The 26,539-nt window shown below is 57.7% G+C and carries 30 protein-coding genes; 21 read left to right on the top strand and 9 right to left on the bottom strand.

The genetic code is table 11. The annotated features are described in order from the left end of the window. Positions 1 to 230 precede the first annotated feature (230 nt). Genes greA through MUU53_RS12470 form a run of 3 tightly spaced genes read left to right on the top strand, consistent with a single transcriptional unit; the run spans position 231 to position 2,600 of the window. Entirely contained in the window at positions 231 to 707 is a 477-nt protein-coding gene (gene greA, locus MUU53_RS12480) for a transcription elongation factor GreA (protein WP_247261168.1), read from the top strand. 19 nt (positions 708 to 726) lie between these two features. Further along, positions 727 to 1,785 carry a glycosyltransferase family 4 protein gene (locus MUU53_RS12475; RefSeq protein ID WP_247261167.1) on the top strand — a complete coding sequence of 353 codons (1,059 nt, stop codon included), beginning with the start codon at positions 727 to 729 and terminating at the stop codon, positions 1,783 to 1,785. 5 nt (positions 1,786 to 1,790) lie between these two features. After that, the gene (locus tag MUU53_RS12470; protein WP_247261166.1) at positions 1,791 to 2,600 is read left to right on the top strand and encodes a glycosyltransferase family 25 protein; all 810 of its coding nucleotides are present in this window, start codon (positions 1,791 to 1,793) and stop codon (positions 2,598 to 2,600) included. 2 nt (positions 2,601 to 2,602) lie between these two features. On the opposite strand, the gene MUU53_RS12465 is transcribed toward MUU53_RS12470, so the two are convergent. Beyond that, a complete protein-coding gene (locus MUU53_RS12465; RefSeq protein ID WP_062554025.1) occupies positions 2,603 to 3,070 on the bottom strand; it encodes an Lrp/AsnC family transcriptional regulator in 468 nt (155 codons plus the stop codon). Between the two features lie 250 nt (positions 3,071 to 3,320). Between MUU53_RS12465 and trxB the strand changes: the two genes are divergently transcribed. From trxB to MUU53_RS12445, 4 genes are all read left to right on the top strand, one after another. Further along, a complete protein-coding gene (gene trxB / locus MUU53_RS12460) occupies positions 3,321 to 4,295 on the top strand; it encodes a thioredoxin-disulfide reductase (protein WP_247261165.1) in 975 nt (324 codons plus the stop codon). 8 nt (positions 4,296 to 4,303) lie between these two features. Continuing rightward, positions 4,304 to 5,200: a LysR family transcriptional regulator VtlR gene (locus MUU53_RS12455; protein ID WP_343229111.1), complete on the top strand. Its 897-nt coding sequence runs from the start codon at positions 4,304 to 4,306 to the stop codon at positions 5,198 to 5,200. A 521-nt stretch (positions 5,201 to 5,721) separates the two neighbouring features. Beyond that, positions 5,722 to 6,018, top strand: coding sequence for an ArsR/SmtB family transcription factor (locus MUU53_RS12450; protein WP_062554022.1), 297 nt, complete (start codon positions 5,722 to 5,724; stop codon positions 6,016 to 6,018). 34 nt (positions 6,019 to 6,052) lie between these two features. Further along, on the top strand, positions 6,053 to 7,174 hold the full coding sequence (locus tag MUU53_RS12445; RefSeq protein ID WP_247261163.1) for an alkene reductase: 1,122 nt from the start codon (positions 6,053 to 6,055) through the stop codon (positions 7,172 to 7,174). Between the two features lie 49 nt (positions 7,175 to 7,223). Here the strand turns inward: MUU53_RS12445 and MUU53_RS12440 are convergent, their stop codons facing one another. Then, on the bottom strand, positions 7,224 to 7,487 hold the full coding sequence (locus tag MUU53_RS12440) for a DUF2188 domain-containing protein (RefSeq protein ID WP_062554020.1): 264 nt from the start codon (positions 7,485 to 7,487) through the stop codon (positions 7,224 to 7,226). Between the two features lie 229 nt (positions 7,488 to 7,716). Here MUU53_RS12440 and MUU53_RS12435 point away from each other — a divergent pair, with 229 nt between their 5' ends. Next, complete coding sequence (locus tag MUU53_RS12435) at positions 7,717 to 8,790, top strand: calcium:cation antiporter (protein ID WP_377307275.1); 1,074 nt, start codon at positions 7,717 to 7,719, stop codon at positions 8,788 to 8,790. A 228-nt stretch (positions 8,791 to 9,018) separates the two neighbouring features. Further along, complete coding sequence (locus MUU53_RS12430; RefSeq protein WP_247261206.1) at positions 9,019 to 10,209, top strand: PQQ-dependent sugar dehydrogenase; 1,191 nt, start codon at positions 9,019 to 9,021, stop codon at positions 10,207 to 10,209. 59 nt (positions 10,210 to 10,268) lie between these two features. On the opposite strand, the gene MUU53_RS12425 is transcribed toward MUU53_RS12430, so the two are convergent. Next, a complete protein-coding gene (locus MUU53_RS12425) occupies positions 10,269 to 11,471 on the bottom strand; it encodes a pyridoxal phosphate-dependent aminotransferase (RefSeq protein WP_247261161.1) in 1,203 nt (400 codons plus the stop codon). 417 nt (positions 11,472 to 11,888) lie between these two features. Here MUU53_RS12425 and MUU53_RS12420 point away from each other — a divergent pair, with 417 nt between their 5' ends. The 3 genes from MUU53_RS12420 to MUU53_RS12410 all read left to right on the top strand — a co-directional run bounded on the left by MUU53_RS12420 (position 11,889) and on the right by MUU53_RS12410 (position 13,918). Then, positions 11,889 to 12,224: a hypothetical protein gene (locus MUU53_RS12420; protein ID WP_247261160.1), complete on the top strand. Its 336-nt coding sequence runs from the start codon at positions 11,889 to 11,891 to the stop codon at positions 12,222 to 12,224. Positions 12,225 to 12,375: 151 nt separating this feature from the next. After that, positions 12,376 to 13,287 (top strand): DMT family transporter, encoded by a 912-nt coding sequence (locus tag MUU53_RS12415; protein ID WP_247261159.1) that lies wholly within the window; start codon positions 12,376 to 12,378, stop codon positions 13,285 to 13,287. 415 nt (positions 13,288 to 13,702) lie between these two features. Next, complete coding sequence (locus MUU53_RS12410; protein WP_006725577.1) at positions 13,703 to 13,918, top strand: cold-shock protein; 216 nt, start codon at positions 13,703 to 13,705, stop codon at positions 13,916 to 13,918. A gap of 102 nt (positions 13,919 to 14,020) precedes the next feature. Here the strand turns inward: MUU53_RS12410 and MUU53_RS12405 are convergent, their stop codons facing one another. Both MUU53_RS12405 and MUU53_RS12400 read right to left on the bottom strand, forming a co-directional pair. Then, the gene (locus tag MUU53_RS12405; protein WP_247261158.1) at positions 14,021 to 14,668 is read right to left on the bottom strand and encodes an MBL fold metallo-hydrolase; all 648 of its coding nucleotides are present in this window, start codon (positions 14,666 to 14,668) and stop codon (positions 14,021 to 14,023) included. A 70-nt stretch (positions 14,669 to 14,738) separates the two neighbouring features. Then, on the bottom strand, positions 14,739 to 14,930 hold the full coding sequence (locus MUU53_RS12400) for a hypothetical protein (RefSeq protein ID WP_247261157.1): 192 nt from the start codon (positions 14,928 to 14,930) through the stop codon (positions 14,739 to 14,741). A gap of 328 nt (positions 14,931 to 15,258) precedes the next feature. Between MUU53_RS12400 and MUU53_RS12395 the strand changes: the two genes are divergently transcribed. The 3 genes from MUU53_RS12395 (at position 15,259) to MUU53_RS12385 (ending at position 17,886) form a co-directional block, all read left to right on the top strand. Continuing rightward, positions 15,259 to 15,726: a MarR family winged helix-turn-helix transcriptional regulator gene (locus MUU53_RS12395; RefSeq protein ID WP_247261205.1), complete on the top strand. Its 468-nt coding sequence runs from the start codon at positions 15,259 to 15,261 to the stop codon at positions 15,724 to 15,726. Between the two features lie 2 nt (positions 15,727 to 15,728). Then, a complete protein-coding gene (locus tag MUU53_RS12390) occupies positions 15,729 to 16,433 on the top strand; it encodes a response regulator (RefSeq protein ID WP_247261156.1) in 705 nt (234 codons plus the stop codon). A 100-nt stretch (positions 16,434 to 16,533) separates the two neighbouring features. Next, complete coding sequence (locus MUU53_RS12385; protein ID WP_247261204.1) at positions 16,534 to 17,886, top strand: ATP-binding protein; 1,353 nt, start codon at positions 16,534 to 16,536, stop codon at positions 17,884 to 17,886. Between the two features lie 13 nt (positions 17,887 to 17,899). Here MUU53_RS12385 and MUU53_RS12380 read toward each other — a convergent pair whose 3' ends face one another. From MUU53_RS12380 to MUU53_RS12365, 4 genes are all read right to left on the bottom strand, one after another. Further along, entirely contained in the window at positions 17,900 to 18,238 is a 339-nt protein-coding gene (locus MUU53_RS12380; protein WP_247261155.1) for a tRNA-binding protein, read from the bottom strand. A gap of 3 nt (positions 18,239 to 18,241) precedes the next feature. Further along, the gene (gene proC, locus MUU53_RS12375; RefSeq protein ID WP_247261154.1) at positions 18,242 to 19,060 is read right to left on the bottom strand and encodes a pyrroline-5-carboxylate reductase; all 819 of its coding nucleotides are present in this window, start codon (positions 19,058 to 19,060) and stop codon (positions 18,242 to 18,244) included. Beyond that, on the bottom strand, positions 19,060 to 19,560 hold the full coding sequence (locus MUU53_RS12370) for a type III secretion system chaperone family protein (RefSeq protein ID WP_247261153.1): 501 nt from the start codon (positions 19,558 to 19,560) through the stop codon (positions 19,060 to 19,062). The genes proC and MUU53_RS12370 overlap by 1 nt, the downstream gene beginning before the upstream one ends. Positions 19,561 to 19,977: 417 nt before the next feature. Continuing rightward, entirely contained in the window at positions 19,978 to 20,235 is a 258-nt protein-coding gene (locus MUU53_RS12365) for an accessory factor UbiK family protein (protein WP_247261152.1), read from the bottom strand. Positions 20,236 to 20,458: 223 nt separating this feature from the next. Here MUU53_RS12365 and lgt point away from each other — a divergent pair, with 223 nt between their 5' ends. From lgt to MUU53_RS12335, 6 genes are all read left to right on the top strand, one after another. Next, entirely contained in the window at positions 20,459 to 21,301 is an 843-nt protein-coding gene (gene lgt / locus MUU53_RS12360; RefSeq protein WP_247261151.1) for a prolipoprotein diacylglyceryl transferase, read from the top strand. Between the two features lie 18 nt (positions 21,302 to 21,319). Next, entirely contained in the window at positions 21,320 to 22,423 is a 1,104-nt protein-coding gene (locus MUU53_RS12355; protein ID WP_247261150.1) for a class I SAM-dependent methyltransferase, read from the top strand. Positions 22,424 to 22,648: 225 nt separating this feature from the next. Continuing rightward, the gene (pgeF, locus tag MUU53_RS12350; protein ID WP_247261203.1) at positions 22,649 to 23,440 is read left to right on the top strand and encodes a peptidoglycan editing factor PgeF; all 792 of its coding nucleotides are present in this window, start codon (positions 22,649 to 22,651) and stop codon (positions 23,438 to 23,440) included. A 1-nt stretch (position 23,441) separates the two neighbouring features. Then, the gene (locus MUU53_RS12345; RefSeq protein ID WP_247261149.1) at positions 23,442 to 24,596 is read left to right on the top strand and encodes a M24 family metallopeptidase; all 1,155 of its coding nucleotides are present in this window, start codon (positions 23,442 to 23,444) and stop codon (positions 24,594 to 24,596) included. A gap of 70 nt (positions 24,597 to 24,666) precedes the next feature. Then, entirely contained in the window at positions 24,667 to 25,404 is a 738-nt protein-coding gene (locus MUU53_RS12340) for a hypothetical protein (protein ID WP_247261148.1), read from the top strand. A gap of 136 nt (positions 25,405 to 25,540) precedes the next feature. Next, positions 25,541 to 26,473, top strand: coding sequence for a ribose-phosphate pyrophosphokinase (locus tag MUU53_RS12335; RefSeq protein WP_247261147.1), 933 nt, complete (start codon positions 25,541 to 25,543; stop codon positions 26,471 to 26,473). Positions 26,474 to 26,539 lie beyond the last annotated feature (66 nt).

Below are 26,539 nucleotides of genomic sequence, written 5' to 3'. Positions count from 1 at the left end.
CGGAGTTGGTTACAAAATAGGCGCTTTCGCTTTCGATCGGATTATCGGGCGAGCCGACCATCCCCTGTTCGGCAGCAGAAAAAACCCTGTCTCGAATTTGCTGGCTTTCCGCTTCGCGATTCTGCTATGATGACGCTAGAAGAGTTTTCACATGGTTCCGAAGCACCGCTCCGGAACCTGTTTCTTTTTGTGTCTGCCAGTTGTGGGCATAAGACTGAGGAAAATGAGAAATGGTTGAAAAGGTACCGATGACGCCGTCTGGCTTCACCAAGCTGCAGGAAGAGCTGCGCTGGCGCCAGCAGGAGGAACGTCCCCGCATTATCGAAGCCATTGCGGAGGCACGCGCCCACGGCGATCTTTCGGAAAACGCTGAATATCATGCCGCCAAGGAAGCCCAAAGCCTTAACGAGGGCCGCATTACGGAACTCGAAGACCTGACGGCGCGCGCGGAAGTCATTGACCTGACCAAGATGTCGGGTTCAAAGATCAAGTTCGGTGCCAAGGTCAAACTCGTTGATGAAGACTCTGACGAAGAGAAGACCTACCAGATCGTTGGCGATCAGGAAGCTGACGTCAAGGAAGGTCGCATCTCCATTTCTTCGCCCATCGCCCGCGCCCTGATCGGCAAAGAGGTCGGCGATTCGATCGAGGTCAACGCGCCGGGTGGCTCGAAGGCTTACGAGATCCTCTCCGTCTCCTGGGGTTGATAGAAGGCGCAAAGCACTCGTGCCCTCACCTCTTTCTCAGGTTGAGATCATTGCCCCGCACTTCAAGCGAAGATTGTCGGGCGTCACCTCGACCGTCATCCAGCTTGTCCCGGTCCAGAATGCACTCGGCCAGAAGGTCATCACCTTCGGGCCGGGACTTCCTTCTTCTTTGCCTTCCATGAAGGCATGGCAAGCACCTCAGCTTTGGAAGCCGCCTTCAGGCCAGACCTGCCGCGTGTGGCACGCTCGTCGGAACATCGAAATGCTGCCCGGCATCATCCTGCGGGATGTGTTTCGAATGCCGCTCAGACTTCTGTTCACTTCGGCCTCGCAACGGCATCATAGCGGCTGGACGAAGTGGTTGATCTCGCGCATGGATGGCGTCATCGCCGTCTGCCAGAAAACAGCCTCATACCTTGAGCGCGAGAGCACGGTGATCCTTCACGGCATTGATCTCGAGCGGTTTTCTCCGGCTGCGGACAAGGCTGCCGCAAAGTCTGCTGTCGGCCTTGATCCCGGTTTTCGCTACATCGGCTGCTTCGGTCGCGTCCGACATCAGAAGGGGACCGATCTTTTTGTAGATGCCTTGCTCCGCCTTCTGCCGTCTCACCCGGATTGGAAAGGCGTGATTGCCGGTCGCGCCACTGCCAAGCACATGGCTTTCGAGGAAGAACTGAAGCAAAAGGTCAAGGCTGCCGGGCTTTCAGACCGTATCCTGTTCGTCGGTGAACATACGAATATTCCCGACTGGTATCGCGCTCTAGACCTGTTCGTTGCACCGCAACGCTGGGAGGGTTTCGGCCTGACCCCGCTGGAAGCGATGGCAAGCGCTGTGCCTGTGATTGCATCCGATGTCGGCGCATTTCCGGAACTTGTCGTGGAGGGCCAGACCGGCCATATCGTTGGCCGCGGCTCCGTCGAAAATTTCGTGACGGCTCTTGGTCCTTACCTCGAAGACGATGAACGGCTGGCGCAGGCGAGCAGCAATTCTCTTGCCCATGCACGCCAGAATTTCTCCATAGAAGGAGAAGCGCGGGCAATCGGCGAAGTCTATGCTCGCCTCTTGGCGCGCGGTTGACCGTGATGCAGGTCTTCGTCATCAATCTGGATCGCGCCACAGACCGCATGCAGCGCATGCGGACGCTGCTGGACGGCCTTGGTCTCGCCTGGGCCCGAATTCCCGCCGTGGACGGCAAGGCGCTGGAACCCGAAGCCTTGCGCACGTGGTCGGCGGCAAGAGACGACGGAAGCCTGATCCTGACACCCGGCGAAGTGGGCATTCTGCTAAGCCAGAGACAGGCCTGGCAAAATACGGTTGAGCAAGACAAGCCGTGTGTCGTGCTGGAAGATGATGTCCATATCGCTGCCAGCGCGCGTCACTGGCTGGCGCATACGGATTGGCTGCCAGCGGATGCGGATATCGTCAAGTTCGAAACCACCCTGCGCCCTGTCTCGGTTGATCGGCAGGACATCAACGCGGGTTCCGGGCTACAGCTGGCGCGATTGAGATCAGGCCATCTTGGTCTGGCGGGTTACATCATCACGCCAAAAGCCGCACTCCGACTGCTGAAAGCCATCGGACAAAGCGCGCATGCGGTTGATCATCTGGTCTTCGATCCGGTCTCGCCTCTGTTTGACGAACTTGTGATCTATCAGACGCTTCCTGCCCTCTGCATCCAGGATCAGTTCCTGCCGAGCCATCAGGTGGGCCTTGGCGGAGAAATCGAGCGGGCCTGGGCAGTGGAGAAAAAGAAGCAGAAGCGAACGCTTCTTCAGAAACTCGACCGCGAAGTTCGACGTCTCGCATCCCAGGCGACGTTTGCGTGGCGCGGCAATCGGTTCAATCCGTCGAGCCGGGTACGTAATCTGCGGGTTCCGTTTGATCGGCCCTGAGATCAGATCTCGACCAGCCCCAGTTTCTTGACCTGCCGGATCGTCAGCATCGTGCGAACCGTGTCCACATGCTCGTTGGCGGCTAGAACCTCGATGACGAAATCCTGAAACTTCGTCAGATTTTCAGCTGTGCAACGCAGCAGAAAATCGCTGTCGCCGGACACCATCCATGCTTCGCGCACGATCGGCCAGCTTTCGGCCAGAGCAGCAAAGGCCTTCAGATTGGCTTCCGATTGATGCTTCAGGCCGATGAGGCAAAAGGCCACCAGATCGTATCCGAGCTTCGGCCCGTTCAGGATGGCGGCATAACCTTCAATGATCCCCATCTCCTCCAGCTTGCGAACGCGTCGCAGGCAAGGAGGCGCGGAAATGCCAACGCGCTCTGCCAATTCCACATTGGTCATGCGGCCATCACGCTGCAATTCACGCAAGATCTTGATGTCAGTGGTGTCGAGTTCGACTCGCAGCACGCGGAATTCCTCTGATATGTTTTCCAGTGGTATTAGCCATTGCTGCCCTGAACGCAAGAAATTCACGCCAATGTGCACTGAAAGACGCACCTAATATTGTGCAGAACGCAAGGCTGGCCTGCCTCTGATGCAAAGCTGCCCTTGAACTGGAACATGGTTCAATCATAAATGGGAGCGAGTTAACATAATCGATGGATTGCTTCTGCGCGAACAGCGCTCGTTCCCCTGCAATCCCTGAAGGATAGAAATCATGTCTGCCCGTCATACGCAGGTCCTGATCATCGGCTCCGGCCCCGCAGGATACACTGCAGCCATCTACGCCGCCCGCGCCATGCTGAAGCCCGTTCTCATCGCCGGCATGGAACAGGGTGGCCAGTTGATGATCACCACCGATGTGGAAAATTATCCAGGCTTTGCTGACCCCATCCAGGGTCCGTGGCTGATGGAACAGATGCTTAAGCAGGCGCACCATGTCGGCACGGAAATCGTGAACGATCTGGTGACGAAGGTTGAGCTGTCGCAGCAACCGTTCGTTATCAGCACCGATTCCGGCCAGACCTGGACGGCCGACACGCTGGTGATCGCAACCGGTGCCAAGGCGAAGTGGCTGGGCATCGAGAGCGAACAGCATTTCCAGGGCTTTGGCGTCTCGGCCTGCGCAACCTGCGACGGCTTCTTCTATCGCAACCGGGATGTCATCGTGGTCGGAGGCGGAAATTCCGCCGTCGAAGAGGCACTGTACCTGTCCAACATCGCGAAGTCTGTCACCGTCGTTCACCGCCGGGATAGCTTCCGCTCAGAAAAGATATTACAGGAGCGCCTGTTCCAGCGCCCCAATGTCAATGTTCTCTGGAATTCGGAGATTGCGGAAATCATTGGCGAGCCCGCCAAGCCGCCGATGCCGCCATCGGTCACCGGTGCCCGGATCCGCGACACCAGAACCGGAGCGATAACCGAGATGCCGATCCATGGTGTTTTCGTCGCCATCGGCCACGCTCCGGCAACGGAACTGTTCAAGGATCAGTTGAAGCTGAAATCTAACGGCTATCTCTGGACGGCGCCGGACTCGACAGCGACCAGCATTCCCGGCGTCTTCGCCGCGGGCGACGTGACAGACGACACATTCCGCCAAGCCATTACCGCCGCCGGCATGGGCTGCATGGCAGCTCTTGAAGCAGAGCGGTTCCTTGCCGGCATCCAACCTATGGCTCAGGCTGCGGAGTAAATATGGGCGTGCCACTCGATTGGGATAAATTGCGCATCTTCCACGCGGCAGCGGAGGCCGGTTCTTTCACGCATGCGGCGGATAAGTTGCACCTATCCCAGTCGGCCATCAGCCGTCAGGTCAGCGCGCTGGAACAGGATGTGGGCGTCAAGCTCTTCCACCGCCATGCGCGCGGCCTGATCCTGACGGAACAGGGCGAACTCCTCTACAGAACGGCACACGATGTCTTGCTCAAGCTGGAATCCGTCAAGGTTCAGCTGACCGAGACAACGGAAAAGCCAAGTGGCAAATTACGTGTCACCACAACCGTCGGCCTTGGCCAGGGCTGGCTGACCGACAAGGTGCAGGAGTTCCTGCAGCTTTACCCAGAAATGTCTATACAGCTCATCCTCGATAACGAGGAGCTGGATGTGAACATGCGCCACGCCGATTGCGCCATCCGTCTGCGTCAGCCGCAGCAATCGGACCTCATTCAGCGCAAGCTCTTTACCGTGCACATGCATGTCTATGCGGCACCCTCCTACATCAATCGTTTTGGAGAGCCCCAGACTATCGAGGATCTGGATACGCACCGCATCATCACATTTGGTGAACCGGCGCCCAACTACCTGCTGGACGTGAACTGGCTCGAATATGCCGGGCGCTCGTCTGACAATCCTCGACTGCCGCATCTGCAGATCAACAGCCAGACATCGATCAAGCGCGCGTGCCTGCTCGGCATCGGCATCGCGGTGCTGCCAGATTACATCGTCGGTCGCGACCCGGGCCTCATCCAGCTTGCCATCAACGCGGATATCCCGTCATTCGATACCTATTTCTGCTACCCGGACGAGATGAAGAACGCTGCCAAGCTGAAGGTCTTTCGTGACTTCATTGTTGCCAAGGCCCGCAACTGGAGCTTCTGATACGAGCAGGGTAAAAATGCTCGCCGAGCGAACGATCTGGAAAAGCTGATACAGCATTGCAGTTCAAGCATGGCTGCCCTGCACAAAAAAGCATTGTTCTCTGCTCATGAAAGCACCATATCGCCCTCAGCTGATGCACATGGCGGCTTTTCCTCCCAGTTCCGCCGCAGCAGCTGTTCCCCTCTGGAGGTTTATATACCTTCACACTTACAAGGGCCCTGGAGCGATCCGGCGGCCCTCTTTTTTTAAGCTTCCATTGCCCTTGTTGAACAAAATTCTTGCCCCGGACGATCCCAGCCCCTTGTTGAAGCTGGTGACAGCTTCCATATCTAGTTTAGCTGTCCCGGCGGCAATCCTGTCGCCCTCAGCTGTTCCCCTCTGGAGGTTTGGTAAACCTTCATCCTCACGGGCCCGAAGAAATTCGAGGCCCTTTTTTTTGCCAACCTCCTTTAAATCGTAAAATAACGATCTACATATCGGTCAGAAACGATTTATCCGGTCAGAAAACAGGAGGGCTGAGAATGGACAAGACAGAAATTCTGAAAGCGCTCTCCCACCCTGCCCGTGTCGAGTTTCTGGAATGGATGCGCGAACCGGAGGCACATTTCTCCTCCCAGGCTCATCCCTTGGATATGGGCATCTGCGCCAAACAGTTTGAAATGCGCTGCGGCCTGTCCCAATCCACCGTATCCGCCCATCTGGCCATGCTCGAGAAAGCCGGCCTCGTGAAAACGAACAAGGTGGGCCAGTGGACCTTTTATCATCGTGATGAGGACAGAATTCGGTCCTTCATCGATCACCTGAAGACCTCGCTCTGAGGCAACCTCACCTTTTCAATCTATGAGGATTATCATGCCTACACTGTTCGACAGCGTGAAGTTTGGCGATATCGAGCTTCGCAATCGCATCGTCATGGCGCCCCTGACCCGCAATCGCTCCCCGAAGGCGGTCCCGAACGACCTGAATGTTGTCTATTACGAACAACGCGCGACCGCTGGCCTGATCGTATCGGAAGGAACTGCCATTACGCATCAGGGTCAGGGTTACGCCGATGTCCCGGGGCTCTACAAGCCGGAAGCCCTGGCTGGCTGGAAGAAGGTTACTGATGCCGTCCACTCGCGTGGTGGCAAGATCGTTGTGCAGCTTTGGCATGTCGGCCGCATTTCCCACGTCTCGCTGCAGCCAAACGGTGCGGCACCTGTCGCACCCTCTGCAATCACTGCGAAGTCGAAGACCTACATTCTGAACGAGGACGGCAGCGGCGGTTTTGCGGAAACCTCGCAACCCCGTGCGCTGGAACTCTCCGAACTGCCGGGTATCGTGGATGATTTCCGCAAGGCAGCACGCAATGCGGTCGATACCGGTTTCGACGGCGTCGAAATTCACGCAGCCAATGGCTACCTGCTTGATCAGTTCATAAAGGATGGCGCCAACCAGCGTACCGATGCCTATGGCGGCTCCATCGAGAACCGTATCCGGCTGGCCCTTGAAGTGGTCGATGCCGTGGCATCAGAGATTGGCGCGGGCAAGACGGGCATTCGCTTGTCGCCAACGACACCGGCAAACGATGTCAGTGATAGCGATCCGCAAGCTGTGTTCAATGCCGTTGTCAAGGAACTGGCCAAGCGCGATCTGTCATTCGTCCATGTGATTGAAGGCGCAACGGGCGGCCCGCGTGACCACCAATACGCAGGCACATCCTTCGACTACGCCGCCTTCAAGGCAGCGTATGTAGAAGCTGGCGGCAAAGGTGCCTGGATGGTCAACAACGGCTATGACGCCGAGACTGCCGCCAAGGCGATCGAGACCGGCCATGCGGATCTCGTCTCCTTCGGCAAGCCGTTCATCGCCAATCCGGACCTCGTTCGCCGCATCAAGGACGGCGCTGCCTGGAACGATGTGAACCCGCAGACGCTGTATGGCGGCGGCGCCGAGGGCTACACCGATTACCCAACGCTGGAAGCAGCTGAATAAGACGCTTTAGGGAGGCCCGCTCCGGCGGGCCTCACCGTCCCTCAAAGCATCAATGCGTTGGGCGAGCTTCGACAGAATCTTCAACTTCCGCCTCCGGCCTGTCTCCGCCATCGCTATGCTCCACGTGCCAGATGCCCTTGGCATCCTGCCAGCTGATCTCCTCCGAATCCCCGCCGACCTGCTGCTCGGCCGCAACAATCTTGGCAGCCTGCAAGGCATCGGAATGCGTGGCAAAGGTCTCGGAATAGACGTCACCCTGGCGATAGGCCCAGCCACCGTCATGCTGCACCACCTGATAGACGACTTTGGTCATGATTTTCTCCTGATCGAGTTCGTTTTGGGTTGCACATGCCGGAAATCGAAAAGTGGCACTTCCGGTTCCGGAAGAATGCGATAGGCAGAAAATTTATGCCATTTGAGCAGGCTGAATAAACGCTAGTCTGCTCGCTTGATGGTTCTGCGCACTGCCATAGATAATGCTCCCATCACGCCGGAGCATTGTCAGCATGCCATCTCTTCTCAGCCGCGAAAAGTTTCTTGTTCTGGCAGCGCTGGTCGTAGTGTCAGGCTTTTTCGTGGAGCATTCAATTCAGGAGATGGGCAAACTGGCGGCCATGATCGCCGCAGTCGCGCTGATCGGCGTCATCGTGCTTGCCTCCACCCGCGTGGCGCATTCGGCAGAAATTTTGGCGCACAAGGTGGGCGACCCCTATGGCACAATGATCCTGACGCTCTCGGCGGTCGCCGTCGAGGTCATCATCCTGGCAATCCTGATGAACAATTCCGCATCGCCGACCCTGGTGCGAGATACGATCTACGCAGCAGTGATGCTGGACATCAACGGAATTCTGGGCCTCGCCGCACTGCTTGGTGGGCTGCGCCATGGCGAACAACCCTATAATGACAATTCCGGCAAGACCTATGGCGTGATGATCCTGACCGCCATGGGCATTTCGATGATCGTGCCCGAATTCATCCCGGCAGATCGCTGGCACTATTATTCCGCCTTCACCATCTGCGCCATGATTGCGCTCTATGCCCTCTTTCTGCGTATGCAGGTGGGTCCGCACAGCTATTTCTTCAGCTACAGCTATCCACGACAAACGAAGCCGAAACCAGCGACAGGCAACGCATCACACTCTGAGCCGGAAGAGCCCTCTCAATCTTCCGCCTCCGCCATCGGCGTCATCCTTGCAGGGGTCGTTATCATCGGCGTCCTTGCCGAATTCATGTCCGCGTTCCTGGATCTGGGCCTGAAAGGCAGTGGCGCGCCGCCTGCCTTGATGGCGGTCATCGTGGCTTCGATATCGGCAGCACCCGAGATTCTCACCGCCTTGCGCGCAGCGCTCAGAAACCGCATGCAGGCCACCGTCAACATCGCCATGGGTGCGTCACTCTCAACGGTGATCCTGACGGTGCCGGTCATGGAGGGCATTGCCCTCTACAGTGGTCAGCCCTTCGTCATGGCAATGACGCCCGTGCAAACGGTCATGGTCACCATCACGCTGATTGCCGCAGCGATCAACCTCAATGACGGCGAAACAAACGCCATCGAAGGCATGACGCATTTCGTCCTTTTCGCCACCTTCGTCATGCTGACGGTTCTGGGACTTTGAGAGTGATTTGAAGATGTTACGGGCAAGTCCGGAATCCGATCCGGAGCGACCTGAATCAGAACATGAAGAAATGTTTCCGATAAAACAAACTTGAACGCTTCGTGTAGAGCAAAAGGCGAGACCCGACCCTAGATCAGATCAAACGTCGCGGAAGCGGCAGTCCATTGAATGATTTGGGAGAACATGATGAACCGCTTCAACGTCCTGGCCGCAGCCACCTTCCTCGGCATGGCGGCACTCGCGCCGATGTCCGCGCAGGCGCAGACCGCAACGACGAAACCTGCCGAGACCAAACCGGCCAATGCGCCGGACCAGAAGCCGGCCTTCGCCGGTCAGACGCGCGCACCGCAGCCCGCACAGATGGTGACGGTCAAAAAGGAAGTGGTGGCGCAGGGTCTGCCACATCTCTGGGCCATGGAGTTTCTGCCCGACGGCCGGATGCTGGTAACCGCAAAGCAGGGCAAGATGCACATCATCTCGAAGGACGGGAAGCCCGGTCCGGCCATTGATGGCGTCCCGAAAGTTCTGGCAAGCGGCCAGGGCGGCTTGCTGGATGTCGCGCTTGCGCCAGATTTCGCCTCATCCGGCATGATCTTCTTCTCGTTCTCCGAAGAGCGGGAAGATGGCAATGGCACATCCGTCGCCTCCGCCAAACTCGTACCCGACGCGAATGGCGGCGCGAAACTGGAAAACGTCAACGTCATTTTCCGCCAGACGCCAAGCTATGACGGCAACAAGCATTTTGGCTCTCGCCTCGCCTTCGGGGCCAAAAACGAACTCTATGTGACGGTCGGTGAGCGCTCGGACCCGGAACCTCGCGTTCAGGCGCAGGAACTGTCCAGCGGTCTCGGCAAGATCTTCCGTATCACGATGGATGGCAAACCATTTGATGGCAATCCGTTCGTGAACCAAAAGGACGCGCTGCCGGAAATCTGGTCGCTTGGTCACCGTAATCTTCAGTCCGCCACTGTCGATGACAAGGGCCGCCTCTGGACTGTCGAGCACGGCCCTCGTGGCGGAGATGAATTGAACCTGCCGGAAGCAGGCAAGAACTACGGATGGCCGGAAGTGACCTACGGCGTGGAATACAGCGGGAGCCCGGTCGGTAAAGGGGTGACGCAAATGGCGAAGACCGAGCAGCCGGTCTATTATTGGGATCCGGTCATCGCGCCCTCCGGCATGGCTTTCTACAATGGCAATGCCATTCCTGAATGGAAAGGCGCCTTCCTCGTCGGCGGACTTGTGAGCCAAGGCGTCGTCGTCCTTCACATGGACGGTGACAAGGTGAAATCCGAGGAGCGCGTCCCGCTGGACGCGCGCATTCGTGACGTCAAGGTTGGCCCCGATGGCGCCGTCTACGCCGTTACCGAACGGCGCGGTGGTGGTGCATCAACCATCATCAAGCTGACGAAGGCTTGACCCAGACAAGAAAGGGCCCGCCGACAAGGCGAGCCCTTTCTGTCTTGAGACAACAAGGCTTACTTGCAGTTATTGCAGAAGCGCTGGATGCGGCGGCAGGCTTCTTCCAGCAGATCCTCAGACGTTGCGTAGGAGATACGGAAGTTTGGGCCAAGACCGAAGGCAGAGCCGTGGACAACTGCTACGCCTTCTGTTTCCAGAAGTTCGGTTACGAAATCTTCATCCGTTTCCAGAACCTTGCCCGAAGGCGCGGTCTTGCCGATAAGGCCCGCGCAGGACGGATAGACGTAGAAGGCGCCCTCCGGCGTCGGGCAGGAAATGCCCTGGGCCTGGTTCAACATCGATACGACGAGATCGCGGCGCGCTTCGAAGATCTTCTTATTCTGAGCGACGAAATCCTGCGGACCGTTCAGCGCCTCGACAGCCGCCCACTGGGCGATGGACGCCGCACCGGAGGTCTGCTGGCCCTGGATCATATCCATGGCCTTGATCAGCTCCAGCGGACCAGCTGCGTAACCGATACGCCAGCCGGTCATCGCGTAGGCCTTGGAAACACCGTTCATGGTGAGCGTGCGGTCATAGAGTTTCGGCTCCACTTCCACCGGCGTCACGAACTTGAAATCGCCAAAGGTCAAATGTTCGTACATGTCGTCCGTCAGGATCCAGACATGCGGATGCTTGACCAGAACGTCGGTCAAGGCCTTGAGCTCGTCGTGACTGTAGGCAGCGCCCGATGGGTTGGATGGCGAATTGAAGACGAACCACTTGGTCTTCAGCGTGATCGCCTTTTCCAGGTCTTCCGCCTTCAGCTTGAAATTATCTTCCTGCTTCGTCTTCACGAAGACCGGAGTACCGCCGCAGATCGACACCATTTCCGGGTAGGAAACCCAGTAGGGAGCCGGGATGATGACTTCATCGCCTGCGTTCAACGTTGCCATGAAGGCGTTGAAAAGAATCTGCTTTCCACCCGTTCCGACTATCGTTTGGGCAGCGGTGTAATCGAGACCATTCTCGCGCTTGAACTTGGCAGCAATCGCCTCGCGCAGCTGCGGAATACCAGAGACCGGCGTATATTTGGTTTCGCCGCGATTAATGGCGTCGATGGCGGCTTTCTTGATATTATCCGGTGTGTCGAAATCCGGCTCGCCTGCCCCGAGACCGATGACATCGCGGCCTTTTGCTTTCAGCTCGCGCGCCTTCTGGGAAACGGCGATGGTGGCGGACGGCTTCACGCGGGAAAGTGCATCGGCAAGAAAGGCCATGATGGATAGATCCTAAGACTGTTGAAACGGCAAACCAGCTCAGTTTTGCCGGATGTTTCTATGAATAATGTTCGTGCCCGTTTCAAGCGGAAACGGTAATTTTTAAAATCTGATCGAATACTGAAAAGAACGGTACGACACGCCTAAACGGGCCGCGCCGAAGGCAGATCTTCGCCCGTCAGTTCAACCGCGTTAACCAATGTCTTGATTTCGCCACAATAAATGCCTGCGTCTGCCTCAATCCAGTCTTCGTGGCGTCTCTTTCACACGGCTTTTTCTCAAACGAAAGCATGTCGCGCAAAAGTGTGTAGCGGTTTTGCGATAACGACATGCGATAACACAAAGAGCTAAAGCGTCAGGAGCGAATCTGAAAGATCGCGAGACGCTTTAGGTCAAGCGCAGTGAAGGGAAGAGAAAATGTTTCTGGATGATGAGGAAGCGACAGTACGCATTCGTATCCGGCAAAGCTTCTCGACGCTTTGGGTTGCCGCAACGGCGCTTCTGGCTTGCGTTGTGATGATGCTGGCCATGATCGGCAATGCCCGCGCCGCGGACATGCGCAGCATAAGCGAGATCTTTACCCCACAACTGCTTCTCGGCGACACCGTTGACGTCGATACGCGTACGATTTTTTCGGCCATGATTATGGTTTTCTCTATCGCTGCGGCGGGACTGTGGCTCCGGATCTTCCGGATGCCCGTCTCCAATACATCTCTGGATCGGCTCGACGAGCAGACCAGCAAGTCACGATAGCCCGCTCTCTCTCGCTTGAACCTTATCCGCACTCCTGCTAAAGCCCGATATAACACAGGGCGCGCCGCAGACCGACAAAGCGGCATCCATATTCCTGGTCTATCTGATTGGTGAATATTCCGGCGCCTGACCTCCAGGTATCAGGCCCACAATGACCCGCATACAGGCAAATCTCGTTCTTCTACTCGCTGCAGCCATTTGGGGCGGCGGTTTCGTGGCCCAGGCGACGGCCATGGATGCGATAGGCCCGTTTTGGTTCGTGGGTCTGCGCTTCGCCATCGCCGCCCTCGCCTGCCTTCCCTTTGCGCTTCTTGAGCACCGCAAGCTTGGCAAACCTGCGCAAGGCCGCGACTTCGGCGCCTTCGCACTGGTCGGCTTCGCGCTGTTTGGCGGCGCGATAACCCAGCAGATCGGATTGCAGACGACAACGGTCACAAACTCCAGCTTCCTGACCGGACTTTATGTCGTCTTCGTACCGGTCATCTCGATCATTCTGTTTCGCAAAGCCCCTCACTGGATCATCTGGCCGGTCGCGCTGATGGCACTCGCCGGAATATTCCTTCTCAGCGGCGGGACACTGGCGCATATGACCGTTGGCGATCTATGGAGCATCGTCTGCGCTGCCTTCTGGGCCATGCAGATTGTTCTTGCCGGCCACTTCATCGCACGCTCACCGCGTCCGCTTGGGCTGTCAGCAATGCAATTTGCAACCTGCTCCGTTCTGGCGCTGTCAATGGCAATCGCACTCGAGCCGATTTCGCTTGCCGCCATCGAAGGCGCCTTGATCGAAATCCTGTATGTCGGACTGATATCCTCAGGCCTCGCCTTCGTGCTCCAGGTCATCGGGCAGCGCTATACGACTGCACCCCAGGCGGCCATTTTCCTATCCTCTGAAGCCTTGTTCGGCTCCTTTTTCGGCGCCCTTTTCCTCGGGGAAAAACTGCCTGCTATCGGTTATGTCGGCTGTGCCCTCATTTTTGCGGCCATGCTGATCGTGGAAGTTGTGCCAGAACTGCTAAAACGGCGACGGAACGGCAAAAGCATCGGCGCAGACTTCACTTAAGCCGAATCGCGTTGCACCTTTTTGAGACAAAACCAACTACTCAAGCCAGTTTTGACACAGGATCTCATCTTTTGGTTGCGGTAATTTCGCTGATTTTTCAGCATGAAGCGCAATAGTTCATGTGTTGCTAATTAGTTGCACAAAAGTTTTTCTTGCCAAGTAGCAAATTACACAGCACTCTGTGCATGTTCGGGCAATTTACGAGCATGGGAAGAGCTATAATAAGCGCTCCGGAAGCGCCAAAACTTCCGGGTAGGAGATAAGAAGAGTATCAGAAATGATATTTGATCGGATTTCCTGCGGTAACACAGGCCCCTTTCCTCCATTTTCGAAATGCCTGCCGCCAAGCCCCTCGTGGGCAATATCATGATGCTGTCCGCCGCTGAACACGGACAGAGGAAAAAGGACCTGATGCATGGCCGAGACTGGCACTGTAAAATTCTTTAATACGGACAAGGGCTTTGGTTTTATCAAGCCAGATAACGGCGGCGCCGATATCTTCGTCCACATCTCAGCTGTACAGGCTTCTGGCCTGTCCGGACTTACCGAAAACCAAAAAGTAAGCTTCGACACGGAACCGGATCGTCGCGGCAAGGGCCCGAAGGCAGTTAACCTGCAGATTTCTGGCTGATATCCGCTACGGATCTCTCTAGTTGAAGCCCGGCAGGAATGCCGGGTTTTTTTATGCCCGGTTGGTAGAATTCGGCGTCATTGAAGGCATCGGAGGATGGAGTCAAATCCCCTGAAGGAATGGATTGCTGCGGCGTTCGTCGCCAATTCGGCTACCCGGTCCGTGGCCACAGATGAAGCCGAAATCATCGCCCAGAGGCAGAACCTTGTCGCGGATCGATGCCAGCAGCTGATCATGGTTGCCGCCCGGGAGATCGGTACGCCCAATCGAACCGTTGAACAGTACATCTCCCATGACAATGAAGCGCATATCCTTGTTGACGAAAATGACATGGCCTGGCGCATGTCCCGGGCAGTGCAGCACATTGAAGGTGTGCGTGCCGAGCGTCACAATATCACCGTCCTCAAGGTAGCGGTCGGAAACCAGATTGCGGGCTGGCGCCTTGTAACCGAATTCCTGACCTCGAGCAGCAAGCCCGTCCAGGAGATACTGGTCGTCCTTGTGCGGACCAACAACCGGAGCCCCGGTCATTTCTCTCAACTCGTCAGCACCGCCCGCATGGTCGATATGGCCATGCGTGATCCAGATTTCCTTGATGGTGATGCCTTCCCGGCGAGCAGTTTCAGCAATGCGGTCCGCATTGCCACCCGGATCGACGACGACCCCTTCCTTCGTTTCCGTGTCGAAGATGATCGTACAATTCTGCTGGAAGGGTGTGACGGGAATAATGCCTGCCTGGAGCTGACCCATGATGCCTCACTGAAGGATGCTGACGAAAGGTTCCCTATAGCGCCCTTCGTCCTGGCCTGCAGCGAAAAAATCACTCCGAAACGAAGTAGCTGCCTTCGGCGGAGACGGAGGGGGCAAAGGCAGCCGCGCCAATCAGAAGAGAAGCAACGGCGATCTTCAACGCGAGTACGGCCACGAATACAGGGCGAAGCGGGTGATGTGTTGTTTCGGTCATGCTGCGGTCTTCCAATTGTTCCGCCATATCGCTTGTGATCAAGGCCATGGTCTTTCTCCTTATTCCGGCCAAAAAACGGCGCAGCACAAAGAAAGGTTCCACCGATCATGCAACGCAGAATATGATGTTGCATGAATTCAACACGTGACTTGAGCGGAGCTGGCGTGCACATTGTTTTTTGCGCTAGCGAGACGCTGACATTCCGGCGAGGAGCGCACAACACTGTTGATTCCGGAGGCACTTCGCGCTTTATCAGGCGCAACGAAGCGATAAGAACAACCGTGACACGGCGACGCCGCGAACGGTTTGCCGAAGAGGAAACACTACAGTGCCATCGGGTTCGACAGGGAAAGCCGCTGCAAAGGTTCACCCGCCAATGCCTGCCGTCGATGAGGCGCAGATCGATTTCGAAACGATAGAGCTGTTCTTCTTCGCCTATCGGGATTTCGTGTCCGATCCCGATGCTATTCTTTCCAAGATCGGCATGGGGCGAGCTCACCACCGCGTGGTCTACTTCGTCTGCCGCCAGCCGGGCATGATGGTGACCGATCTTCTTGATACCTTGCAGATCACCAAGCAGAGCCTCGCCCGTGTTCTCAAGCAGTTGATCGATAACGGCTATATCCGCCAGATGGCAGGCGCCAAGGATCGGCGCCAGCGGCGGCTTTATCCCACATTGGCGGGGCGCGAACTGGCGCTGGCGCTTTCGGAACCGCAATCCCGCCGCATAGCGCGCGCACTGGAAGAGTTGACGCCGGAGCAACGCGGTGGTGTGCTGGCGTTTCTGAAGGCGATGCGCGGTCGCGAAGACGGCGTAGAGCCGGTTGAAACCGAGGTCGAGTGAATATGGCGAATCCAGCAGTGTCACCATCCGATGACGCCGCCCACCTGTTGGTGGTCGATGATGACCGGCGTATTCGCGATCTCCTCCATCGCTACCTGATGGAACAGGGCTTTCGCGTCACGGTGGCAGGCGATGCTGCCGAAGCCAGACGCCGGCTCGAAGGAATAGAATTCGACCTCATCATTCTCGATGTCATGATGCCGGGCGAGACAGGCATCTCGCTCACCCAGTCCATGCGCGAAAAGCGGGCAATCCCCATCATTCTGCTGACCGCGCGGGCCGAAGCGGAATCGCGCATCGCAGGACTGGAGGCGGGAGCCGACGACTATCTGCCGAAGCCGTTTGATCCACGCGAACTCGTCCTGCGCATCAACAATATCCTGCGGCGCAATTCCAATCCGGAGGTTCCGAAGATCGATCAGATCATGTTCGGCCCCTTCACCTTCTCGATTGCCCGCAAGGAACTTCGCCGCGCCGCCGAGACAATTCGTCTGACGGATCGCGAACAGGAAATTATGCTTCTGTTTGCGCTGCGCGCGGGAGATACAATTCCGCGCCATGAACTGATCGGCGACGATGCCGAAGTAGGAGAGCGAACGATAGACGTGCAGATCAACCGACTGCGCCGGAAGATCGAGGATGATCCGGCCAACCCGGTCTACCTTCAGACCGTTCGCGGCATAGGCTACCGCCTGAGCATTGACTGATCTTCGTCCACCACTCAACCGCTCTCTCGATCAGCTGAAGCGGCTCTCCGCCACCCTCTCCAACGCGACCGGCAGCCTGAAGCAGCGGGTGGAGCCTGTGATGGACCGGCTCAAGCCTCCTGGCTGGACGAAAGCAACGCGGTGGCTGAAGCGCCGCATGCCGACCGGCCTCTACACCCGATCCGTGCTGATCGTCATCATTCCGATGCTTCTCTTACAGACCGTCGTATCAGCCGTCTTCATGGAACGGCACTGGCGAAACGTGACCGAGCGGCTGTCGCAGGCCGTAACGCGTGACATCGCGGCGATCATCGAGATCATCAAGACCTATCCGCCCGCCAATGGCGATTATACGGAGATAACCCGTATCGCCCGTGACCAGCTATCGCTGAACATATCGGTTCTGCCCGATACCCAGCTGCCGCCGCCGCGCCCGAAGCCGTTCTTTTCGATCCTGGATGATATTCTCGCGGACCAGATCAATCAGCAGATCCGCCTGCCCTACTGGATCGATACGGTCGGCGACAGCCGTCTGGTGGAAATTCGCATCCAGCTGGATGACAAGGTGCTGCGCGTCTTTACAATTCGCAACCAGACCTACGCTTCCAACACGCATATCTTCCTGGTCTGGATGTTCGGTACATCACTTCTCCTCATCGGTATTTCAATCCTGTTCCTGCGCGGTCAGATCCGCCCTATCCTCATGCTGGCGGATGCCGCCGAAAGCTTTGGCAAGGGCCAGCGCAATGATGGCTTTGTGCCTCGCGGAGCCGATGAAATTCGCCGCGCAGGCATCGCCTTCAACCAGATGCGCGAGCGCATCGAGCGGCAGATCGAGCAGCGCACCGCCATGCTGACGGGCATCAGCCACGACCTTCGAACGATCCTCACCCGCTTCAAGCTGCAATTAGCACTGGCGGGAAACAATCCGGACCTGCAAGGCATGGAAGCGGATGTCGAGGACATGCAGAGCATGCTGGAGGGCTATCTCGCCTTCGCGCGCGGCGAAGCGGAAGAGGATTTTGGTGAACTTCGCCTCAGCGAATTGTTGGAAAAGATCAAGGTCGACTTCGATCTGCACGGCAAGCAGATGGACTATACCATCGATGGCGAGGATCTGCTGTCTGTGCGTCCCAATGCTTTCATGCGTCTTGTCGGCAATCTCGCTTCCAACAGCCAGCGCTATGCGAACCGCCTGACGATCGAAGCCCGGCACAGCGCCAAATGGCTAACTCTCATATTTGACGATGACGGCCCCGGCATTCCGGAAGCCTCACGTGAGGATGTGTTCAAACCGTTCTACAGATTGGATGAGGCACGCAATCTGAACGCTTCCGGCACGGGCCTCGGGCTTGCCATTGCCAGAGACATTGCCCGTGGCCATGGCGGTAACGTCACCTTGTACGATAGCCCTCTCGGCGGCCTGCGCGCTGTGGTGCGAGTGCCAGCCTGAAGACTGGACAAGATCACACCATCTTCTTGCCGTTCGGAACACCACGCTCGACGCTGGCCAGAACAATTGCGCCATTCTCATCGGCAAAACCCAGCGTCAGCACTTCGGAACGCACCGGCCCGATCTGACGCGGAGGGAAGTTGACGACGCCCAGAACCTGCCGCCCCAGAAGGGTCTCCGGCGTATAATGTACGGTGATTTGCGCGGATGAGCGCTTCACGCCGATCTCCGGGCCAAAGTCGATCCGAAGCTTGTAGGCGGGCTTGCGCGCTTCCGGAAAATCCTCGACCTCGACAATGGTGCCGACACGGATGTCGATTTTTTCGAAGTCGTCAAAGGTGATCTCGGCCAAGGCTCAGCTTCCCAGTTCCTGCGCACGCGTGCGTGCCGCTTCAATTGCCCTGTCGAACAGCGGCTGCATGGCATCGTCCGCCATCAGCACGGAAAGTGCCGCAGCCGTTGTTCCGCCGGGAGACGTCACATTCTTGCGAAGCTGCGCAGCCTCCTCCGTCGATTGATGCAGCAGTTCCCCTGCGCCCGCCACGGTTTCGCGAGCAAGACGCATGGCAAGATCTGCGGGAAGACCCAGCTTGCGGCCAGCTTCCGCCATGCATTCCACGAGGTAGAACACGTAAGCCGGACCGCTGCCCGAGACCGCCGTGACGGAATCGATATCTGCTTCAGTCGCGACCCACTCGACAGGACCGCTGACCTTCAGAAGGTCATGCACGGATTGCTTCTGCTCGGCGGAAACCCTGGCATTGGCGAAAGCACCTGTCACGCCACGACCGACCATCGCAGGCGTGTTGGGCATGGCGCGAACCATGCCAGCCTCTCCAAGAGCATTTTCGATCGATCTAAGCGTCTTGCCCGCCGCAACGGACACCACCACGGTTCCAGACCCGACCAGACCTTGCAGCGGCGGCAGCACCGCATCCATGACCTGCGGCTTAACCGCTATGAACAGAATGGATGCGACAATACCCGCAGGCGCTTGCGTTGCATGGCGCACGCCGGCCTCAGCCAGTCTGCCCTTCGTCGCCTCGGAGGGCGCCGGATCGATCACCAGAACATTCTCCGGTGAAACGCCGTTCTTCAGCCAGCCAAACAGCATGGCGCCACCCATGTTGCCGGCGCCAACCAGCACGATCGGATTTTGGGCAGAAACAGGCATCAGCATTCACCAACAGTCTCGAACAGCACGGCCTCCATGGCAGATTTTGCATCGAGCCCAGACCACACGACGAACTGGAACGCCTGATAATAGGTTTCGCAGGTCTCCAGGGCGTTGGAAAGCAGAACTTCAACCTGCTGGTTCGTCGGCTCCGCGCCGCCTGCCAGAAGCAGGGACTGGCGGAAAATGACCACGTCTTCCTGCCGCCAGAGATCGAAGTGACCCATCAGCACCTGACCGTTGACCTGCGACAACAGCCGGATGATCTCGTTCACGCGAATTTCAGGCACCTTCAGATCGAAGGCACAGGCCAGATGAAGCGCTTCGAACTCCTCCATCCAGGAAAAGGAAACGTGGTAATCCGTCCAGTGACCCTCTACGGTCATGGCGATTTCGTCTTCGCCGGAACGCTCGAACGTCCAGTCGTTCGAGGCGGCGACGAACTCGATCATGTCGACCGGGTTCGAGTGACGTTCCGTCTGGATCTCAATTAGGCTCATGCGGCACCTTCTAAACCGGAATGGAAGCGGCATTCGTGCAAGGACTACGCACCAACAGACGCACACACAATGACCGGAAACTGATAGTCTCGATGCTCCCTACAACAGCCACACTAGAGCATCAGCCCTGTCTGGAGCTTGTGACCGCTGTTTCGAATCATCATTTAAAATCAGTGTATAGGCAGAGAATCCGAGTACCAGTCCCTCTTGCCACATTTTGCGGGGACGACTCAAAAAACACCCTCTCACGAGGGTTAAGATTTTATGATTAAGCGACTCTGCGACTTGCGTTTTTCCAACCTGTCCACAGGCCCGAATTTTGTTTGTACAGGCTGACGGCTGAAACCGGTCAACACAAAAAAAGACGCATCCCCCGTTAACAGGAATGCGCCTCGAAACCCTGTTGGAAGAGACGTTTCAGCCGTTATTGGCAAGCTTGGCTTCCAATACCTCGATCCGCGCTTTCAACGCATCGTTCTCATCGCGAGCCTTGATGGCCATCTCACGCACGGCCTCGAATTCCTCGCGCTTCACCACGTCCAGCGAATTGATGAAACGCTCCATTTGCGCATGGATTGCCGTTTCGGCCTCCTTGCGCACACTCTGCGCCGCTCCCGCCGCATCCGTCATCAGGCGGGCGAATTCATCGAGAATGCGATTGCTGCCGGTAGACATGGATCTCTACTCCTTATCCGGGCCGCCGCGGCGGCAAGCCGTTGATCTTCCCAACTGAGGTAGGCGCAGACGAACCTGCTTGCAAGATTTTTGGCACTCCCTGGATCGGATTCCTGCAATTGTCTGAGGATGACCAGAGCTTTGGCGAGATAAGCCTTGACCCGTTCAGGGACGAAAGTCATCTTCCGCGAAAGAATTGGCTTTCCGGCCGAGGTATTTTCATTTGTACTCAGCACCTGGTCTTCTCGCCATACTACCCTATCCGAACATAGACCCGATCGCGTTTTCGATCGGTCCTCTTGCCGTGCATTGGTATGGCATCGCCTATGTCGTCGGTATCATGCTAGGCTGGCACTATGCCAAGCGCATGGTCACCAGACCGGAGCTCTGGCCGAACGGCACATCGCCCATGACGGCGGAAAAACTGGACGATTTCCTTGTTTGGGTCGCCGCTGGTATCGTTCTTGGCGGACGTATCGGCTACATCCTCTTCTACGATATGGGAGCGGTGATCGAGAACCCGATCAGGGCGATCCAGATCTGGAATGGCGGCATGTCGTTCCACGGAGGATTGATCGGCACCACTCTGGCAATGATCTTCTTCGCCAGACGCAACGCCATCCCGGTCTGGAGCCTGTTCGATACGGTAGCGACCGTTGCGCCGTTCGGGTTATTCTTTGGCCGCCTCGCAAATTTCGTCAATGGCGAACTCTGGGGTCGCATCAGCGATGTTCCCTGGGCCATGGTTTTCCCGACGGGCGGGCCTTTTGCACGCCACCCCAGCCAGTTGTACGAGGCCGTGCTCGAAGGCATCGTCCTGCTGCTCGTTCTTCGTGTCCTGACTCATCACGTCAAAGCACTGCGGAAGCCCGGCACGGTGGCAGGCGCCTTCGTCTGTGGTTACGCGCTGTCGCGTATCTTCGTGGAATTCTTCCGGGAGCCGGATCCGCAGCTCGGTTATCTCGCGTTCGGCTGGCTGACCATGGGAATGGTGCTTTCCCTGCCCATGCTGGTGATCGGCATGTGGGCAATCCTCCGCGCACGCGCCGCGGCTCCCACTCCTTGAGGCGAAGACGAGGCAAGCATGACCACGCCGCTCGCAGACAAAATCAAGAACCTGATCAAGCTCAACGGTCCCATCAGCGTTACGGACTATTTCGCCCTGTGCCTTGCCGATCCGGAACACGGCTACTACCGGACGCGCGAGCCTTTCGGCCAGTCGGGCGATTTCATCACGGCTCCGGAGATCAGCCAGCTTTTCGGCGAAATGATCGGCGTCTTCCTGGTTCACGCCTGGCAGCAGCACGGCAGCCCGATACCGGTCAATCTGGTGGAGATCGGGCCGGGACGCGGCACAATGATGCTGGACATCATGCGCGTCGTGCGGCGGCTTGCGCCGACATTGTTTGACGAACTCCAGATCCATCTCGTGGAAACGAGCGATCGTTTGCGTGGCGTGCAGAGGGTGACGCTGGAAGCCTTTTCCGCCAAGGTTCACTGGCATCGCGGATTTGACGATGTCCCGCCCGGTTTCACGCTGATTGCCGCCAACGAACTGTTTGACGCAATCCCCATCCGCCAGTTCGTCAAGACAGGCACCGGCTTCCGGGAACGCCTTGTGGGCCTCGATGCCGATGACGAATTGGCCTTCGGCGTTGGAATGGCCACCATCGATCCCACGCTTCTCCCACAGGGAAGTGGGGGCGAACCGGAGGGCACGGTCTATGAGGTTGCCCCGGCACGGCAGGCGGTGATGCAGGCCTTGTGCGACCGGCTGACACAAAATGGTGGCACCGCAGTCATCATCGATTATGGCCACATGGCGACCTCCTTCGGCGATACGCTGCAGGCGGTCCTTCGCCATGATTATGATCATCCCCTCGCGCATCCCGGCGAAGCGGATCTGACCAGCCATGTCGATTTTGAAGATCTTGCACGGGTGGCGCGCGCCTCCAACCTGCAGATCAACGGCTGCCTTCATCAGGGCGATTTCCTCTACGGCCTTGGCCTTGCCCAGCGCGCGCAGGCGCTGGCTTCGGGCAAGGCAGAGCAGGAGCAAAGAGCAATCGCGCTGGCGGCAGACCGTCTGGCCGGTGCCGGTGAAGGCAAGATGGGCGAGTTGTTCAAGGTCATGGCAGTCTCCTCCCCCAAGGTAGCCCTGGCCCCGTTCAAGCCTGTCACGCGCTGAACCTGATCTTCTGAGCTGAGCGGTTGACAGGTTTGCAGCCGCCGGGCCACAGTCCGCACCGAACGAAGCAGTGGGCATGGCGCCTGCCGCACAGATGGCATGCCGGAAACGTCGGCACGGACGAGCATGCCTATGACCAACAGACTGGCGGCGCAGATCAAATCCGCCCGGAACCGGAACCGTAAAACGACACGTCAGCACCAACGTCTCACGCAGCGGGAACTTATGCAGCAACAAGCCCTATCGCCGGTCCATAGCCCAAGCCTATCCGAACTGGAGCCTTTTGGCATTCGCCACGGCTTTTTCACGAAGGAAGGCGGCGTGTCAGATGGCATCTATGCCAGTTTGAATGTGGGCCTTGGCTCACATGACGATGCTGAGAAGGTGCTGGAAAACAGACGCCGTGTCGCCGCCTGGTTCGGGCAACCACCGGAACGGCTGGCGACCGTGCATCAGATCCATTCAACCGATGTCATCATCATGGATGACCGATATAACGGAACACGACTGCAGGCGGACGCCATGGTGACAGCGACACCCGGCCTGATCTTGGGCGTCCTGGCTGCCGATTGCGGCCCAATCCTGTTTGCGGATGCCAAGGCGGGGGTTATCGGTGCGGCCCATGCCGGTTGGAAAGGTGCTCTCGGCGGGATTGCGGAAAACGTCATCAGCGCGATGATTTCCTTGGGCGCAAGCCTTGAGAATATCACCGCAGCGCTTGGGCCCTCCATCGGGCCGGCCAGTTACGAAGTCGGCCCGGAATTTGTGGAGCGCTTCGTCACGCAGGACCCGCGGTTCGAGCGGTACTTTACGCCATCGACCAAGGCTGGGCACGCCATGTTCGATCTTCCATCGCTCACGACGCAGCGGCTGCTCAATGCGGGCGTCCGGGCTGAAAATCTCGCTATCGATACCTATCCCGATCAGGATCGCTTCTTTTCCTACCGTCGCACGACACATGCCAGGGAACCAGATTACGGCAGACAGATTTCAGCCATTGCAATAATGGAGACGTGACATGGCGTTGCATTTCGACAGAAGCGAATATACCGAGCGCCTTCGGCGCCTGACGGATGTCATGGAAGCACAGAAGCTCGACGCGCTTTTGCTGTTTGCGCAAGAGAGCATGTACTGGCTGACCGGGTACGACACCTTTGGCTACTGCTTTTTCCAATGCATGGTCGTGAAGGCAGACGGCTCCATTTCGCTCCTCACCCGTTCTGCGGACATGCGGCAGGCACGTCATACGTCTACAGTCGAAAACATCTTCATTTGGGTGGACCGGGTGAATGCGGATCCAACGCTGGACTTGAAGAACCTGCTGAGCGATCTGGACCTTTTGGGCGCGAAGATTGGCGTCGAATACGATACGCATGGCATGACGGGCCGCGTTGCGCGGCTTCTCGATAACCAGCTTTCCACGTTTGCATCCTTAAGCGATGCGTCAAATCTCGTCGGCGAACTGCGTCTCATCAAGAGCCCCGCGGAGATCGCGCATATTGTTCGCGCTGCCGAACTGGCGGATGATGCGCTGGATGCCGCGCTCGGTCTGATTGCTCCCGGCGCTGATGAGGCAGAGATTCTGGCTGCCATGCAGGGCGCGGTTCTGAAGGGTGGCGGAGACTATTCCGCCAACGAATTCATTATCGGCTCTGGACCAGACGCACTTCTCTGCCGCTACAAGGCAGGTCGCCGCAGACTGGATGCCATCGACCAGTTGACGCTGGAATGGGCGGGCGTTTCTGCCCACTACCACGCTGCGATGATGCGCACCGTGCTGGTCGGCGAGGTAAGTAGCCGCCATCGCGAACTTTATAATGCATGCCGAGAAGCCCTGCTCGCAATCGAGGACGTTCTGAAACCCGGCAACACCTTTGGGAACGTATTCGACGTGCACGCCCGCATCATCGATGAGCGGGGCCTGACACGACATCGCCTGAACAGCTGCGGCTATTCGCTCGGAGCCCGCTTTTCGCCGTCCTGGATGGAGCAGCAGATGTTCCATGCCGGAAACGAACAGGAGATCCTGGCCGGTATGTCGCTGTTCGTGCACATGATCATCATGGACTCCGACAGTGGTGCTGCAATGTCGCTGGGTCAGACCTACCTCACCACGCATGATACACCCCGTAGCCTTTCGCGATACAGTCTGGATCTCATTGTGCGTGGATGAGTCACTGGCGTTGACTTGAACCTTTCCTCGCCCCTACTCTCTTTCTCGGGAAGACGGCAGGAGAAACGGGATGCGAAAGCACCAACTGCAGGTTTGGGCACCGCTGGCGGCCACCCTTCTCTGCGGCTGCAACACATCCGATGCGCTGACACCGAAGGTGGATGTTGGCGGTGGACTGCATCCGACAAGCCCGGTAACGCAAGCCGAAGCCCAGCGCATGGCCGGAAGCCCTGAACCACAGGCAAGATCCATCCCGCCCGCACCTTCCTATCCGGCTGGACCGCAAAACTCCAAGCAAGCGCAGTCGCGTGCCATGATTGAAGGCGCTTCTGCCTCAAGCCAGAGCACGGTCCAGAGCGCCCCGCTCTCATCGCCACCTCCACACGCTTCCTCGCAAAGCGCTGCAGCGGTTGCATCTGCCCCCACCGCCTCCGCTACCGAGGCAGAAAGCATCCGTTTTCTTCCGATTATCGGTGCGCCCGTTCAGGCGGTGACACCTCTGTCCAAGGAGCTCGGCTCCTCGGCGCGTGCCGCTGGCCTGACCATCAAGGCTGCGGCGGACTCCTCCGCCGGGCATATCCTTAAGGGCTATCTCTCCGCTTTCGAGGATGACGGCAAGGTAACGGTCGTGTACGTCTGGGATGTGCTGGACGCCACAGGTGCCCGCCTCAACCGGATTCAGGGACAGTTATCCACACCCTCGCGCGGCGGCGCGGATCCCTGGGCCTCAGTACCGGCGGAACTCATGCAATCGGTCGGCCAAACCACGATAAAAAGCTATCTTGAGTGGCGCAACAATCGCGCCTGATTATTCTGAGTTGAGGCAAATTTGCCACCTCTAACACTGGTTACATAAAAATCCGACCTCTGAGGCGGAACAGTCTTGCATTCGAGGCCCGCCTCGGTAAAAGGCCCGCATCCAGCGTCAAAATGGGCGGACCCAAATGAAGGTTTTCGCAGGCAATTCGAACCGGCATCTGGCCGACGCGATCTGTTCTTACCTCAATGTACCACTTGGAAGAGCGAGCGTACGGCGCTTTGCCGACCAGGAAATCTTCGTGGAGATTCAGGAGAACGTCCGTGGCGAGGACGTTTTCGTCGTTCAGTCCACATCGTTCCCTGCAAACGACCACCTGATGGAATTGCTCATCATGATCGATGCGTTCCGTCGCTCTTCCGCACGGCGCATCACCGCAGTTTTGCCCTATTTCGGCTATGCCCGGCAGGACCGCAAAGCGGGTCCGCGCACGCCCATCTCTGCCAAGCTGGTTGCAAACCTGATCACGGAAGCCGGCGCGGATCGCGTTCTGACGCTCGATCTTCATGCGGGCCAGATCCAGGGCTTCTTCGATATCCCGACCGACAATCTTTACGCCGTGCCAATCTTGGCCCGTGACGTGAAGGAACACTATGACCTGAAGAACGTCATGGTCGTTTCGCCGGATGTCGGCGGCGTAGTTCGTGCTCGCTCTCTTGCGAAACGTCTGGATTGCCAGCTGGCGATTGTCGACAAGCGTCGTGAGCGCGCCGGTGAATCCGAAGTCATGAATGTCATCGGTGATGTGACCGGCAAGGACTGTTTGCTGATCGACGATATCGTCGATTCCGGCGGCACCCTATGCAACGCCGCAGAGGCGCTGCTGAAAAATGGCGCAACCAGCGTTACAGCCTACATCACGCACGGTGTTCTGTCTGGCGGCGCTGTCGCTCGCGTCAGTTCATCAAAACTCAAGGAACTTGTGATCACCGATTCCATACAGCCGACAACGGCGGTTCAGTCTGCTCCCAATATCCGCGTCGTCTCGACTGCCGGTCTACTGGGCGAGGCGATCAACCGGACGGCACTCGAAGAGTCCGTATCCAGCCTGTTCGACTGACACAATCCCGCGCAATACGAATAGCATTGGCCGCACTGCGCTCAAAGCACGTGCGGCCAATGTCTT

This window comes from Affinirhizobium lemnae (assembly GCF_022968395.1).
In the GTDB taxonomy this organism is placed as follows: domain Bacteria; phylum Pseudomonadota; class Alphaproteobacteria; order Rhizobiales; family Rhizobiaceae; genus Neorhizobium; species Neorhizobium lemnae.
Note: the sequence above shows the minus strand (reverse complement) of the source record. Positions and strands in the feature narration are given on the sequence as shown.